Source organism: Sphingomonas sp. (genome assembly GCF_965227385.1).
GTDB lineage: Bacteria > Pseudomonadota > Alphaproteobacteria > Sphingomonadales > Sphingomonadaceae > Sphingomonas.
Genome location: NZ_OZ245750.1, coordinates 521,744 through 534,400 on the forward strand (window position 1 = coordinate 521,744; position 12,657 = coordinate 534,400).

13 protein-coding genes are annotated in these 12,657 nt (G+C 67.3%); 6 read left to right on the top strand and 7 right to left on the bottom strand.

Going from position 1 to position 12,657, the window contains the following annotated elements:
* The 3 genes from ACO05N_RS02465 to ACO05N_RS02475 form a co-directional block, all read right to left on the bottom strand.
* Nucleotides 1-474 (bottom strand): ExbD/TolR family protein, encoded by a 474-nt coding sequence (locus tag ACO05N_RS02465; RefSeq protein ID WP_422055621.1) that lies wholly within the window; start codon nucleotides 472-474, stop codon nucleotides 1-3.
* A gap of 102 nt (nucleotides 475-576) precedes the next feature.
* Nucleotides 577-1,341, bottom strand: coding sequence for a MotA/TolQ/ExbB proton channel family protein (locus tag ACO05N_RS02470; protein WP_422055622.1), 765 nt, complete (start codon nucleotides 1,339-1,341; stop codon nucleotides 577-579).
* A gap of 74 nt (nucleotides 1,342-1,415) precedes the next feature.
* Entirely contained in the window at nucleotides 1,416-2,054 is a 639-nt protein-coding gene (locus tag ACO05N_RS02475) for an energy transducer TonB (RefSeq protein WP_422055623.1), read from the bottom strand.
* Between the two features lie 319 nt (nucleotides 2,055-2,373).
* Here ACO05N_RS02475 and ACO05N_RS02480 point away from each other — a divergent pair, with 319 nt between their 5' ends.
* Complete coding sequence (locus ACO05N_RS02480; RefSeq protein ID WP_422055624.1) at nucleotides 2,374-3,159, top strand: hypothetical protein; 786 nt, start codon at nucleotides 2,374-2,376, stop codon at nucleotides 3,157-3,159.
* Nucleotides 3,160-3,210: 51 nt separating this feature from the next.
* Here the strand turns inward: ACO05N_RS02480 and ACO05N_RS02485 are convergent, their stop codons facing one another.
* Both ACO05N_RS02485 and ACO05N_RS02490 read right to left on the bottom strand, forming a co-directional pair.
* A complete protein-coding gene (locus ACO05N_RS02485; protein ID WP_422055625.1) occupies nucleotides 3,211-3,582 on the bottom strand; it encodes a dihydroneopterin aldolase in 372 nt (123 codons plus the stop codon).
* Nucleotides 3,583-3,649: 67 nt separating this feature from the next.
* Nucleotides 3,650-4,282 (bottom strand): glutathione S-transferase family protein, encoded by a 633-nt coding sequence (locus tag ACO05N_RS02490; RefSeq protein ID WP_422055626.1) that lies wholly within the window; start codon nucleotides 4,280-4,282, stop codon nucleotides 3,650-3,652.
* Between the two features lie 93 nt (nucleotides 4,283-4,375).
* Here ACO05N_RS02490 and ACO05N_RS02495 point away from each other — a divergent pair, with 93 nt between their 5' ends.
* From ACO05N_RS02495 to ACO05N_RS02510, 4 genes are read left to right on the top strand one after another with little or no spacing between them, the layout of a single operon-like run.
* Nucleotides 4,376-4,858: a GNAT family N-acetyltransferase gene (locus tag ACO05N_RS02495; protein WP_422058689.1), complete on the top strand. Its 483-nt coding sequence runs from the start codon at nucleotides 4,376-4,378 to the stop codon at nucleotides 4,856-4,858.
* 40 nt (nucleotides 4,859-4,898) lie between these two features.
* A complete protein-coding gene (locus tag ACO05N_RS02500; protein WP_422055627.1) occupies nucleotides 4,899-5,462 on the top strand; it encodes a DUF1285 domain-containing protein in 564 nt (187 codons plus the stop codon).
* Nucleotides 5,459-6,061 carry a CoA pyrophosphatase gene (locus ACO05N_RS02505; protein WP_422055628.1) on the top strand — a complete coding sequence of 201 codons (603 nt, stop codon included), beginning with the start codon at nucleotides 5,459-5,461 and terminating at the stop codon, nucleotides 6,059-6,061. Before ACO05N_RS02500 ends, ACO05N_RS02505 begins: the two co-directional genes overlap by 4 nt.
* Nucleotides 6,049-7,254 carry a CCA tRNA nucleotidyltransferase gene (locus ACO05N_RS02510; RefSeq protein ID WP_422058690.1) on the top strand — a complete coding sequence of 402 codons (1,206 nt, stop codon included), beginning with the start codon at nucleotides 6,049-6,051 and terminating at the stop codon, nucleotides 7,252-7,254. The genes ACO05N_RS02505 and ACO05N_RS02510 overlap by 13 nt, the downstream gene beginning before the upstream one ends.
* Here the strand turns inward: ACO05N_RS02510 and ACO05N_RS02515 are convergent.
* Both ACO05N_RS02515 and parC read right to left on the bottom strand, forming a co-directional pair.
* The gene (locus tag ACO05N_RS02515) at nucleotides 7,224-8,939 is read right to left on the bottom strand and encodes a putative bifunctional diguanylate cyclase/phosphodiesterase (protein ID WP_422055629.1); all 1,716 of its coding nucleotides are present in this window, start codon (nucleotides 8,937-8,939) and stop codon (nucleotides 7,224-7,226) included. The genes ACO05N_RS02510 and ACO05N_RS02515 overlap by 31 nt on opposite strands.
* An 86-nt stretch (nucleotides 8,940-9,025) precedes the next feature.
* A complete protein-coding gene (gene parC, locus ACO05N_RS02520) occupies nucleotides 9,026-11,275 on the bottom strand; it encodes a DNA topoisomerase IV subunit A (protein WP_422055630.1) in 2,250 nt (749 codons plus the stop codon).
* Between the two features lie 70 nt (nucleotides 11,276-11,345).
* Between parC and ACO05N_RS02525 the strand changes: the two genes are divergently transcribed.
* Nucleotides 11,346-12,626, top strand: a complete 1,281-nt coding sequence (locus ACO05N_RS02525) for a tetratricopeptide repeat protein (protein WP_422055631.1) — start codon at nucleotides 11,346-11,348, stop codon at nucleotides 12,624-12,626.
* The last annotated feature ends 31 nt before the right edge of the window (nucleotides 12,627-12,657 follow it).

The following is a 12,657-nucleotide window of genomic DNA, read 5'->3' on the forward strand; positions in this document are numbered from 1 at the left end:
TTACTGCGCGATGGCGCCCGGCTGCGAGATGAAGCCGACCTTCACAAAGCCCGCATTCTGCATCGTATAGACCACGCCGCCGATGCACTTGTACGGCGTGTTGATGTCGCCGCGGATGTGCACTTCGGGAATGTCATCCGGCTTGATGTTATCCGCACCGACCCGATCGACCACCGCCTTGAGATTGTCGCTGGCGCGCTTCAGCAATTCGGTGCTGGTGATCGGGGTCATCTGCCAGAACACCTGGCAGGTGCCGTTTGCGTCCGCACGCACCGCGAGCAGCACATTCTCCGGCTTGGTCACGGTCGGTTCGAACTGCGTCTTGGGCAGCTCAAGCTCGACCGACTGAATCGCGACGGGGATCGCGATCAGGAAGATGATGAGCAGAACCAGCATGACGTCCACCAGGGGCGTCGTGTTGATGTCCGACATCGGCTTTTCTTCGGCGGAGTCGCCGCCTACACTCATCGCCATTGGCGCAATCCTATCTTTCGCATCCTGTCCCCGGGCCGATCTGTCCCGGCGGGTGACCGTGCGGAGCGGCGAGCCGCCACCACACGGTCGTCAGTCGAATCTTCAGGCCTTGGCAGTGGTCGCGACCGGCGGCGCCTTCGGCGCAACCTTCGCACCCTTCACGGTCGGGCGCACGCGACCGTCCGAAGCCAGGTAGCCGAGCACGTCGTTCGAGAAACCGCCGAGCTGTTCGGCGATCGTCTTGTTACGACGCTGCAGCCAGTTGTAGGCAAGCACGGCCGGAACCGCGACGACGAGGCCGAGCGCGGTCATGATGAGCGCTTCACCGACCGGGCCGGCGACGGTGCCGATCGACGCGTCACCCGCCGCACCGATCTTGATCAGCGCGCGGAAGATGCCGACGACGGTACCGAACAGACCGATGAACGGAGCGGTCGAACCGACGGTCGCGAGGAAGGCGAGACCGCCACCCAGCTGCGAGTTGATCGAATCTTCCGAACGCTTGAGCGAGCCGTGCAGCCAATCATGCGCTTCGATCGGATCGGTCAGGTCCTTGTACTGCTCCTGTGCGAGCAGCGCGTCGTCGACGATCTGGCGATAGGCCGAGTTCTTCTCGAGCTTCGCGGCGCCTTCACGCAGGCTGCCGGCCTGCCAGAACTGGGCGCGAACGCGCTTGTACTGGTTCAGCACCTTCTGCTGCTCGAACACCTTGGTGAACAGGATGTAGAGCGAGAAGAAGAGCATGCCGGTCAGGATGATCGCGGTACCCCAGGCGATCACGCCGCCTTCGTTCATGGCGTGCAGGATGTCGAAGTTCGCGGCGGGGGCCGGTGCGGCAGCGGCTCCGGCGAGGATGGTGGTGAACATGTGCGGTTCTTTCCCTATGAAATAACGATTGTGATGTCGGTATCCGGGTCAGGCGTGCGTGGCACGCCCGCCCATCAGTCTTCGAGCTGCCACCGGAAGCGCAGCGACTTGGTTCCGCCAGCGACCGGGTTCCCGGCCGCGTCGAGCGCAGGCGAGTAACGTCCGCGACGAGTCACCAGGCTGCAGGTCGCAGCATCCAGCGCGGACGAACCCGACGACGCACTCACCCGGCAATTTTCGATCCGCCCTTGGGCGTTGATCGAAAAGGTGATGCCGACCGAGCCCTCGTCGCCGGCGCGACGCGCGGCGGGCGGATAGTCGTCCGGCGTGACCCACGAAGCCGGGTTGCCGCGTGCGGCCGCTGCCTTGCTGATTGCAGGCGGTGGCGGCGGCGGCGGCGGTGCCGGCGGAGCGGGCGGCGCCGGCGGCGTCGGCGGCTGGCTGGGCGGGATCACGTTCGACACGGCCACTGGCGGCGGCGGGGCAGGAACCTGAACAATCGGCTTCTGCACGACCACGGTGGTGGGCGGCGGCGGGACCGGCGAATCCGGCGGTGGAGGAGGAGGAGGAACCTCCTCGGGCGGGGGCGGCGGTTCCTGGACGTCGAAGACTTCCATCTCCTCCGCTTTTTCCCGGATATACTTGTAGGCGAGCCCGGTCACGAACACGTATCCGAGAATGGCGAGGATGATCGAGACGACCACGATCGCCACGACACGACTGCCTCCTACATCACGATCTGCGTAGGCCATTCAGCAACTAAACTCCTTCGTTCGCCGCGCCGTTGCCCGGCACCTTGGCATCATTGTCGGCGTGGCTCTCCCGGTCGGGCAATCGTAAGACCGACCGGCGGCGGCGCGAGTCCTATCGCGGCGTTTTGCGCGACGCAAACGCTTTGTCGGACGTAATAAACGTATAATCCGCACGTGGCAGAAATATTTCTGTATGCCGCTGGGACATTCACGTAGAATGAACGGTATGTTCCGTATCCGTATCGTACCGCTTTGTGCCGCATTTTTCGCGGCTTCTCCGATGCTCCCGGCACCCGCCGCGGCACAGCTCGTTGCCGAATCTGGGGTGGTGCTGCCGCCCTATGCGCAGGTTGCGGACCGCGTGATCGGCGCGCCCGCGATCCTTGATGCGCGGATCCGCAGCGCGGCGCGAATCAAGGGAGCCGAGGCCGCGGGGGTGGCCCCGGGGCATCAGCGATTCTATGTCGAGGCCGATGTTCTGGCGCTGATTCGCGCCGATGCGGCGATGGCGACGCGGGTCGGCTATGTCGTCGACGTCCCGCTCGACGCCCGCGGGCGCGCGCCCAAGCTCAACAAGCGCCGCGTCCTGCTGTTCGCGCGGCCGGTGGCCGGTCAGCCAACGATGATCCAGCTCACCACGCTCGACGGGCAGCGCGACTGGAGCGCCGAACTCGACGCGCTGGTTCGCCGGATCGCGCGCGAGGTGGTTGCCCCCGACGCACCGCCGGCGATCACCGGGCTGGGCAATGCCTTTCACGTTCCGGGCGCGCTGCCCGGTGAGGGCGAGACCCAGATTTTCGTGCAGACCGCCAATGGCGCGCCGATCTCGCTGTCGATCCTGCGGCGTCCGGGCGAGCAGAAGCGCTGGGCAGTGGCGCTGGGCGAGATCGTCGACGATGCCGCTGCGGCGCCGGCGCGCGACACGTTGCTATGGTATCGCTTGGCCTGTGGCCTGCCGCGCACATTGCCGGCGACCAGCCTGGCGGACGAGGATCCGGCAAATGTGGCGGCGGCGCGCGAGGATTATCGCTTCGTGCTGGACCAACTGGGGCCGTGCAAGCGGTGAGGTCGGCGCACCGCCCCTGAATCCTTCCCCGCCAGGGGAAGGTGTCAGCCCCTACCTGCGATACCGGACCAATGTGATGCCGATGCGCTCGTCCGCCTCGGCGATGGCAAGCTTGACGATCTCCACCTCGACGCGCCGGATGCGCGCATCGCCGGTCATCAGCGTTTCGACGATATGGTCGGCCACGCCTTCGATCAGGGTGAAATGGACGCCCTGGGGCAGCGCACCGGTCGCGGCATGCTTGAGATCGAGATAGGATTTCGAGGCGCTGAGCGGCGTGTCGGGGCGGAACGGATCGCCCGGAGCCATGTCGACGGTGATCGAGATGCGCAGCGGCTGGGGCAAATGCGTCTCTTCGGAATAGACGCCGGTAAGGACCTGGACCTCGAGATCGCGAACCTGAAGCTGAAGAAGATCGTGCAACGCAAAGCCCCTCGGGGAAAATGATCGCGCGCCAATAGGCCGCGCCCCCACAAACGGCAATGGCTGTTCAGGCGCTCGCGCTGGGCCGGCCGCTTGCCGCGCTGTGCCAGCGACGCAGATGGGCAAGATGCTCGGGCACGGCCAGCTTTGCCGCGCGGGCGAAATCGAGCGTGACCAGCGCGGTGATGTCAGCGAAGCTATAATCTCCTCCCGCAATCCATGGCCGGTCGGACAGGCGGTGGTCGAGCGCTTCGACAAAGGCGTCCCACATGATCGCGCCGCGCGCCGCGAGTTCGGGAATCTGCGCGATACGCAACCCCGCATCGGGGATCGCGCGATCCTTGAACGCGGTGGCGGTGTTGCGCAGCACATAGACCACCGCCGCATAGCCATCGCCCTCGATCCGGCGGGTCCAGCTTTCGATCCGGCCGATTTCGATCGGCGTGCGCCCGAACAGCGGCGGTTCGGGATGCAGCGCTTCGAAATAGCGGCAGATCGCGGCCGATTCGCACAGCACTTCGCCATCGTCGAATTTGAGCGCGGGCACCGCTCCTCGCGGGTTGATGCGCAGATAGGCGTCGGCGAGATGCTCGCCCGAGCGCAGATCGATCGCCTCGCGCGGCACCTCCACGCCCTTTTCGGCGAGGAAGATGCGCACGCGGCGCGGGCTGGGCGCCCAGGGTGCGTCATAGAGCTTCATCGCGGGCCTCCCCTATTCCGCTATGCGCGGACCGGATTCGGGGCTAAAGGCGCGCGCCCCCGGCGTCCATCCCCCGGGCCGCTGGAGATTGCCCTGTTCGAGCTGGTTCCCCTGGGCGAGGTGTATCGCGATGCGGTCGAGCAGTTGCTCGACCGGGTGTTCGGTGCCGACCGGCATGGCCGCACCGCCTATCGCCTGCGCGAGGGCGTCGCGGCGGTGCCGGCGCTGAGCTTTGCCGCTGTCGAGGCGGGGACCCTGGTCGGGAGCATCCAGTGCTGGCCGATCCAGCTGACAGGCGATGACGGCAGCGTGACGCCGATGATTCTGGTGGGTCCGGTCGCGGTGTCGCCCGAGCGGCAGAATGTCGGGATTGGCCGCGCGCTGATGTGGAAGGCGATCGAGGGCGCGGGCGACGCTGTCCTGATGCTGATCGGCGACCATGAGTATTATGCGCAGTTCGGGTTCGACGCGGCGCGGACCGGCGTGTGGCGACTGCCGGGGCCGTTCGAGCGGGAGCGGCTGCTGGCGCGGGGGCCTGCGCCGGATATGCCCGGCATGGTCGGTCCGCGCCGCTGACACTTTACCGGGGCGGGCAAATGCGCCTAACGGCAATGAAATGCCGATGACGCCCCCCCCCGACCTCGCCAGCCTGTCGCTCGCCGAGATCGCGCGCCTGGCCGATGAACAGAAGCTGCCCCCGGTCGACAGCTGGAACCCGGCGCATTGCGGGCATAGCGACATGCGCATCGCGCGCGATGGGACGTGGTTCCATCAGGGGTCGCCGATCGGCCGCCCGGCGATGGTGCGGCTGTTCGCGTCGATCCTGCGCCGCGAGCCCGATGGCCGCCATGTCCTGGTCACCCCGGTCGAGAAGCTCGACATCGAGGTCGAGGATGCACCGTTCGTCGCAGTCGAGATGAAGGTCGAGGGCGCGGGTGAAGCGGCGCGCATCGCGTTCCGGCTGAACACCGGCGACCTGGTTCCGGCCGGGCCGGAGCATGGCCTGCGCTTCGCGGAGCATGACGACGGCCCCCACCCCTATCTGCACGTCCGGCGCGGGCTGGAGGCGTTGGTTGCGCGACCGGTCTATTATGAGCTGGCAGCACTCGCGCTGGAGAATGGATCGAACCCGCCCGGCGTGTGGAGCGACGGCGCGTTCTTTGCGATGGCTCCGGCATGACGCTGGCGGCGCGGCTCCGCGCGGCACTCGACGCGGATCATGACGATGCGCCCGAGCTGATCGTCGGCGATGTGCTGGACGAAGCCATTGCGGCGGATGGCGTGCCGATGCCGGCCGCGGTGCTGGTCGCGGTGACCGACCGCCCCCGCCCCGGCCTGATCCTGACGCAACGCACCGACACGCTGCGCCGCCATGCCGGGCAGGTCGCCTTTCCGGGCGGGCGGATCGACGCGGACGATGCCGACGCCACCGCAGCGGCATTGCGCGAGGCGCGCGAGGAGATCGGCCTGGAGCCGGATGCCGTCGAGCTGGTGGGACTTGCCGACCGCTATCGCACCGTCACCGGCTTCGAAGTGCAGCCGGTCGTCGCGGTGATCCCGCCCGACCTTACCCTGACGCCGCAGCCGGGCGAGGTCGCGGCGATCTTCGAAGCGCCGCTCGACTATGTGCTCGATCCCGCCAACCAGCTGCAGTCCAGCGTCGAGTGGCAGGGCCGCGACCGGCATTATTACGAGATCCTGTGGCAGGATTTCCGGATCTGGGGCGCGACCGCAGCGATGCTGGTCAATCTGTCGCGGCGGTTGAAGTGGTCGGCGTAACCCTGCCTGATGCGCCGTGGCGCCATTGGCCCGGGCTCGACCGGCTGACGGCCGCACTGGGCGAAGGAAATGCCCGCGTGGTCGGCGGCGCGGTGCGCGACACGCTGCTCGGCATCCCCGTGTCCGATGTCGACATCGCCACGCCGCTCGACCCGCAGGATGTGATGCAGCGGCTGGAGCGCGCCGGGATCAAGGTCATTCCGACCGGCCTGGCCCATGGCACCGTGACCGCGGTGAGCAGCGGCACGGTGGTCGAGGTGACGACGCTGCGCCGCGACCTCGAAACCGATGGGCGTCGCGCAACCGTGGCGTTCACCGACGATTGGCGCGAGGATGCCGCGCGGCGCGATTTCACGATCAATGCGCTGTACGCCGATCCCGCCACCGGCGCGATATTCGACTATTTCGGCGGGCTGGCCGATCTGGATGCGCGGCATGTACGCTTCATCGGCGACCCGTTGCGCCGCATTGCGGAGGATCATCTGCGCATCCTGCGCTTCTTCCGCTTTCTGGCGCGATTCGGCGACAGTCCGGATGCGGCGTCGCTGGACGCCTGTACCGCGCGCGCCAACGACTTGATGGCGTTGTCGCGCGAGCGGATCGCCGACGAGTTGCTCAAGCTGGTTGTGGCGAAGGACGCGGTGCGGGTGATCGCAATGATGCTGGAGCGCGGAATTTTCCGCCCCGTGATCCCGGAAATCACGTCGGTCGAACGACTCGCGCGGGTCGTGTCGCTGGAGGCCGAGGCAGGATTGGAGCCGGACCCGGTGCGCCGCCTCGCCGCGCTGTTGCCCGCCGATGCGGCGATCGCCGAGTCGGTCGGGGCGCGGCTCAAGCTGTCGAATGTACAGCGCAAGCGGCTGATCGCTGCGACCGAGGCCGAGTTGTTCGGTGCGCCGCGCGCTGCTGCCTATCGCCTGGGCCGCGACGAGGCGATCGATCGATTGTTCCTGTTCGATCGCCCGACCGCCTTGGTGGACGCACGCGACCTGACCGGGTGGGAGATTCCGCGGCTGCCGATCAGCGGCGGAGCCTTGATCCAGCGCGGGCTGTCGAAAGGCCCCGATGTCGCCCGCGCCCTGCGGACGGTAGAGAGTCAGTGGATCGCCGAGGGCTTTCCCGGCGAAGACCGGGTCGCGCAGATCGCCGACGCGGTCGCGGATCAGGCGTTGCGTTCGCGCAGCAGCGCATAGGCCGCGTCGATGCAGAGCGGCCGCGAATAGAGGAAGCCCTGTCCGTAATTGCAGCCCAGCGCGGCGAGCGTCTGGGCAAGTTCGTTGGTTTCGATCCCTTCTGCCGTCGTCTGCATGCCGAGCGCCTGGGCGAGGCTGAGGATCGCGCGCACGATCGCCACCTTGTCGCGATCGGCGAGCATGCCGGAAACGAAGCTGCGGTCGATCTTGAGCACGTCGATCGGCAGTTTCTGAAGATAGGCGAGGTTGGAATAGCCGGTACCGAAATCGTCCATTGCGAGCGTGGTGCCGAGCGCCTTGAGCGCCTGCATCGTCTGGGCGATGCGGTCGGGATCGGTGACCAGCGCGCTTTCGGTGAGCTCCAGCGTGATCTTGCGCCCGTCGACGCCATTCGCTTCGAGCGCGGCCTGCACCATCGGCGCGATCTGGTCGCGCTGCAGCTGGATCGCCGACAAATTGACCGCGACCTTGACACCGCAATCGCCACCCGCGCGCGCATCCCACAGGGCGACGGCGCGCGCCGCTTCATGCATCGCCCAGCGGCCGAGCGGGACGATCAGGCCCGATTCCTCGGCAACCGGGATGAACTCGACCGGCGACAATGCGATGCCGCTTTCGGTGGTCCAGCGCGCCAGTGCTTCGAACGACACGATCTTGCCCGAGGCGAGATCGCAGATCGGCTGGAAATTGAGCGCCAGGGAACCATTGTCGATCGCGCGGCGCAGCTCGGTCTCGATGCTGAATTCCTGGCGGACGACGTCGAAGGCGCGGGTTTGATAGACTTCGGTACGGCCCGATTTCTTGGCCCGTTTCATCGCGAACTGGGCGTGGCGGATCAGCTCTTCGGCGTCGCCGCGCTCGCCCTCGCCGATCGCAATGCCGATCGCGCAATCGACGCGGATTTCGAAGTCCGACAGCCGGAACGGCGTGGTCAGTGCGTTCTGGATGCGCTTGGCGACGTGCAGCGCGTCCTGCAGCCCTTCATCCAGTTCGAGGCGAATGGCGAATTCGTCGCCGCCGGTGCGCGCCAGCATGTCATGGCCGCGCAGCGCACCCTTGACCCGGCGCGCGACCGAAATCAGCAGCTCGTCGCCGGCAAGGCCGCCCATGCATGCATTGATGCGGCTGAACCGGTCGAGGTTGATGACGAGGATGGCGAATCGCTCAATCCCGACGCGCTCGATCTCGGTTTCCAGATCCTCGCCGAAGCCGGCGCGGTTGGAGAGGCCGGTCAGGCTGTCGGTCAGCATTTCGCGGCGCAGGCTGCGCTGGGTCCGCAATTCCGACGTATGGTCGATCAGCGTGACGAGGCATTGGCCAAGATGGCGGTCCATGCTGCGCCGGGAGGTGCGGACGCGGAAGAAGCGCGCGTCGACCGCGTCGCCCAACTCCCAGTCAAACTCGCTCTCGGTCGCGTCCGACTCGAGGAAGGCGATGATGCGTGCGCCAAGATGGCGGATCACCGGCGACTGCTCTGCGGTCGTACCAAGCCCCGAGAGCCGGAACGGGCGGTTGACCGATTCGAACACCAGTCCCCCGGCCCTGCGTTCGACCAGCGCAGCGGGGATCGGCAGCAGATTGAGCAGTTGCGCCGATTGCGCCGGGCCGAGCACGCGCGGGTCCTGCCCCGTCACGGGGACGGGCGCGGGGACTGGCTTGTCCTTCCGGCGGCGCGATAACAACATCACCAAAGCGGGTTAGAGGCATTTGGTTAAGCGGTGCTGAAGACCGCTCCCCGTTACGCCCGCTGACCTGAACCGACGTGCCGTGATTAGAAGCGGTTATCGCGCGGAAAGCCGACCGGCGGCATTCGCCCCGCCGCCCCGCGCGCCGCCCGCCACGGGGCCAGGTCCGCTTCGGTCCGCGTCCGCCCCTGTTCGCCGCCCATCCGCCAGCTGAGGCCATCGGCGAAGCGGAAGGTGACCGCGTCCGACAGGCCGCCGTCGCGATAGCGCTGGAGCTGAACCCCCTGCCCACGCGCCAGCTCCACCAGCTCGGCCATCGGGAAGACGAGCAATTTGCGATTGTCGCCGATCACCGCGACATAATCGTCCGCGGCACCCACCGGCTTGATCAATTTGAGCGCGGCGCCGGTGCGCGGGGTGACGACCTGCTTGCCCTTGCGGGTTTCGGCGATCACATCCTCGGCCTTGACCAGGAAGCCGCGGCCGTCGGTCGCTGCGACCAGCAGCTTTGGCGCGGCACTCGCCGGGAACAGCCCGACAATCCCCGTTCCGCCGTCCAGATCGATCATCAGCCGAACCGGTTCGCCAAAGCCGCGCCCGCCCGGCAGCTTGTCGGCCGCCAGCGTGTAGAATCGGCCATTTTCGGCGGCGAGCAGCAATTTGTCGGTCGTCTGCGCGTGGAAGGCGATGAACGGGCCGTCGCCGTCCTTGAACTTCGCCGTTTCCGCGCTGGCCAGATCGGCATGCCCCTTCAGCGCGCGGATCCAGCCGCGTTGCGAGAGGATGACGGTGATCGGCTCACGCTCGATCATCGCCTCGAGCGGGATCTCGCGCGCCGGGGCGGCTTCGGCCACCAGCGTGCGCCGTGCGCCGAGCGCGGTTTCGGGGCCGTAGCGGTCGCGCACCTTGGTCAGGTCGCGCTTCATCCGCGTGCGCTGCCGCGCCTCGCTCGAGAGCAGTGCCTGAAGCTCCCCCTGCTCCTTGGCCAGTGCGTCGCGCTCCTTGCGCAGCTCCATTTCCTCGAGCTTGCGCAGCGCGCGCAGCCGCATGTTGAGGATCGCTTCGGCCTGGCGGTCGGTCAGTTCGAACTCCGCCATCATCACCGGCTTGGGCTCATCCTCGGTCCGGATGATCGCGATCACGCGGTCGAGGTTGAGGAAGGCGATGATATAGCCCTCGAGCAGCTCCATCCGGTCGATGATCTTTTGCAGCCGATGTTCGCTACGCCGCCGCAGGACGATGAACTGGTGATCGACCCAGGCGGCGATCGCCTGCCGCAGGCTCATCACTCGCGGAGTGCGGGTGTGGTCGAGAACGTTGAGGTTGAGCGACACGCGCGTTTCGAGGTCCGACAGGCGGAACAGGCTTTCGATCAGCGTGTCGGGATCGACGGTACGTGCGCGCGGTTCGAGCACGATGCGGATTTCCGCGTCGGATTCGTCGCGGACGTCGGCGAGGATCGGCAGCTTCTTGTCATTGATCAGGCCCGCGATCTGCTCGATCAGCTTCCCCTTCTGGATGCCGTAGGGAATTTCGGTGACGACGATCTGCCAGGTGCCGCGCCCCTGGTCCTCAAGCGACCATTTGGCGCGGACGCGGAAGCTGCCGCGCCCGGTGGCATAGGATTCGGCGATCGACGCCGGGCTGTCGACGACGATCCCGCCGGTCGGGAAATCGGGGCCGCGGACATGCTCCAGGATCTGCGCATCGCCGGCGGTCGGCTGGTCGATCAGCAGGATCGCGGCGTCGATCAGTTCGGCGGCGTTGTGCGGCGGAATGCTGGTCGCCATGCCGACGGCGATGCCGCTGGCGCCATTGGCGAGAAGATTGGGGAACAGGCCGGGGAACAGCTCCGGCTCATGATCCTCGCCATTATAGGTCGGGCGGAATTCGACCGCATCCTCGTCCAGCCCGTCCATCAGGTCGATCGCGACCTGGGTCAGCCGGGCCTCGGTGTAACGGTAGGCGGCGGCGTTATCGCCGTCGATATTGCCGAAATTGCCCTGGCCGTCGACCAGCGGATATCGCAGCGCGAAGGTCTGGGCCAGGCGGACCATCGCATCATAAACCGACTGGTCGCCATGCGGGTGGTATTTGCCGATCACGTCGCCGACGACGCGCGCGCATTTCTTGTACGCTTCGTTCGGGTTGAGCCGCAGCCCGCGCATCGCCCACAGCAACCGGCGGTGCACCGGCTTCAGACCATCGCGCACGTCGGGCAGCGAGCGCGCGGTGATGGTGGACATCGCGTAGACGAGATAACGTTCGCTGAGTGCGGAGTCGAAAGGGGCATCGACGATGGTGTCGAAGGGATCGGGATCGCGGGTGTCGCTCATGACCATGCTTGTTAGAGGCGCCGTGGGGGGAGGCAAGCCCTGCGCCGCGCTTTTGGCGCTCGCGCTGCCTGTGGCCGCCGCGGCCCAATCCCCGGCACCGGCCACCCCCGTGCAACGCTGGCGACTGCCGCCCGACGTACGCATGCTCGCGCAGATGGGCGGCAATCGCGAAGCGCTGCGCCTGATCGAGGCCGAAATAGGCAAATGCGACGCGGCGCGCACCGCCAATGCAGTGCCGGACGATAATTGCCTCGATCTGCTGATCACGGCGACGACGCTGGCGCAACGCGTGCGGGACGGGGTCAGGGCGACCGAACTGGCCCGGCGCGCAGTGGCGGCCGCGGAACGCGCGCTGCCGCCCGGCCATCTCGACCGCGCACTGGCCCGGCGGCTGCTGGCGAGCACGTTGGTCCAGACGCCGGACGCAGCGCTGGTCGAGTATCGCGCGGCGCTCGCCTTGTACCGCGCGGCAGACAGCAACGCGCAGGACAATGTCATCGACGACATGGTAAACCTGCTCAACGCCCACGCACGCTATGGCGAGGCCGAGCCGCTGCTGCGCGACATGCTCGACCGCACGCTCGCCCGGCGCGGGGCGGCGCATCCCGAGGTCGGCGCGGCGCTGACCAATTTGGCGATCAACCTGTCGGCACAGCGGCGCGAGGATGAGGCGCATCCGCTGCTGGTGCGCGCGCTGGCAATCTATGAGGGCGCGCTGCCGCCCAATCATCCGCATATCGCGGTGTTGCTGGTCAATGTCGGGGCCTCGCTGATCGCGCTGCGACGGCCACAAGAGGCGGTTCCGGTGCTGCGCCGTGCGCTCGCATTGCGGGAAGCCAATCTGCGCACGGGCCATCCTGACATTGCGGTGGCGCTGGGCGCGCTCGCCAACGCGCTGACGGCAGCGGGCGACGTGACGGGAGCCGAAGGGGCATTGCGGCGTGCGCTCGACATTCGCCGGGCGGCCTATCGCACCGGATCGCCGGCCATCGCCAACGGCATCGTCAGCCTGGCCTATAATCTGGGAAAACAGGGCCGCGATGCCGAGGCGGTGGCGCTGTATCGGGAAGCGCGCACGATCTATGCGGCGGCGTATCCGCCCGGCCATCCCTATCGCATCAATGGGGACTGGTCGCTGGCCGCAGCCTTGCTGAAGGCCGGCACGGACCTGGCGGAGGCGCGCAGCCATTTCCGCGAGGCGGGACGCAATGCCGCCGCGCGGATCGCCACCCATCGCGACTATGGCGCAGGCGCGGTGCGCGAGGCGGAAAGCTGGCGCAACATCTTTGCCGGACAGGCAAAGGTGGCGTGGGTGCTGACACCGCGACAGCTTCCCGATTCGGCACAGTAGCACACACGCGCCCTTCCGGCGGTTAACCATC

Coding starts and splice junctions, on each gene's coding strand:
- parC (WP_422055630.1), bottom strand. CDS start 11,275: ATGAGCGACACCCGCGATCCCGATCCCTTCGACACCATCGTCGATGCC.
- ACO05N_RS02480 (WP_422055624.1), top strand. CDS start 2,374: ATGCTCCCGGCACCCGCCGCGGCACAGCTCGTTGCCGAATCTGGGGTG.
- ACO05N_RS02490 (WP_422055626.1), bottom strand. CDS start 4,282: ATGAAGCTCTATGACGCACCCTGGGCGCCCAGCCCGCGCCGCGTGCGC.
- ACO05N_RS02515 (WP_422055629.1), bottom strand. CDS start 8,939: ATGTTGTTATCGCGCCGCCGGAAGGACAAGCCAGTCCCCGCGCCCGTC.
- ACO05N_RS02500 (WP_422055627.1), top strand. CDS start 4,899: ATGCCGATGACGCCCCCCCCCGACCTCGCCAGCCTGTCGCTCGCCGAG.
- ACO05N_RS02470 (WP_422055622.1), bottom strand. CDS start 1,341: ATGTTCACCACCATCCTCGCCGGAGCCGCTGCCGCACCGGCCCCCGCC.
- ACO05N_RS02505 (WP_422055628.1), top strand. CDS start 5,459: ATGACGCTGGCGGCGCGGCTCCGCGCGGCACTCGACGCGGATCATGAC.
- ACO05N_RS02465 (WP_422055621.1), bottom strand. CDS start 474: ATGGCGATGAGTGTAGGCGGCGACTCCGCCGAAGAAAAGCCGATGTCG.